The sequence below is a fragment of the Cryobacterium sp. 10I1 genome (genome assembly GCF_035019805.1).
Classification (GTDB): domain Bacteria; phylum Actinomycetota; class Actinomycetes; order Actinomycetales; family Microbacteriaceae; genus Cryobacterium; species Cryobacterium glucosi.
Genome location: NZ_JASJVF010000527.1, coordinates 1 through 754 on the forward strand (window position 1 = coordinate 1; position 754 = coordinate 754).

Sequence of the window (754 nt, forward strand, 5' to 3'; positions counted from 1 at the left end):
GTTCACGGCCGGGACCTCGTGATCTGCACGGAGACGTCGGTGAAGGGGACACTGATCGGGGCCTGCGGCTTGTGCACGGTGACCTGCACGGTCTCGGCGGCGGGGTGGGCGAGCACGACGCCCGCGATCCGCTCCGCGACCGTCTCGATCAGGTCGACCGGGTTGACCGCCGCCGCCTCCGTCACCTCGATCGCGAGTTCGCCGTAGTGGATGGTGCGGCTGACGTCGTCGCTCGACGCCGCGGCGTGCAGGTCGAGCCAGACTGTGACGTCGATCACGAAATCCTGGCCGTTCTCACGCTCGAAGTCGTAGACGCCGTGGTGAGCGGTGACCCGCAGCCCGGTGAGAGTGATGCAATCGCGGATCATGGCTCTATTCTGGCCGACTCCACGAGCGCAAGCACCTTCAGGGCCGCGCGGGTTGCCGCCACGTCATGCACGCGCACGGCCCAGGCGCCGGCCTGGGCGGCGAGCACGCTCACCACGGCGCTCGGCAGGTCACGGGCGGCGATCGGGGCGTCGTCCGGGAGCGCGGTCGCGAGGAAGCGTTTGCGGGAGGCGCCGATCATGACGGGAAGGCCGAGCATGTCGAAGGCCGCGAGGTTGGCGAGCAGGGCCCAGTTGTGGGCGGGGAGCTTGGAGAACCCCAGGCCGGGGTCGAGCACGATCCGCTCCCGCGGCACCCCTGCGGCGACGAGGGCCTCGACGCGCCAGGCGAGTTCGGCCCGGACGTCGGCGACGACGTCGCCGTAGAC

At 70.8% G+C, this 754-nt stretch carries 2 protein-coding genes; both read right to left on the reverse strand.

Annotation, left to right across the window (positions count from 1 at the left end; all coding sequences use genetic code 11):
* Positions 1 to 2 precede the first annotated feature (2 nt).
* Positions 3 to 368 (reverse strand): dihydroneopterin aldolase, encoded by a 366-nt coding sequence (folB, locus tag QN345_RS19585; RefSeq protein WP_134446294.1) that lies wholly within the window; start codon positions 366 to 368, stop codon positions 3 to 5.
* A partial coding sequence (locus tag QN345_RS19590; protein WP_323509184.1) for a dihydropteroate synthase occupies positions 365 to 754 on the reverse strand: 390 nt, incomplete at its 5' end. The genes QN345_RS19590 and folB, both read right to left, overlap by 4 nt.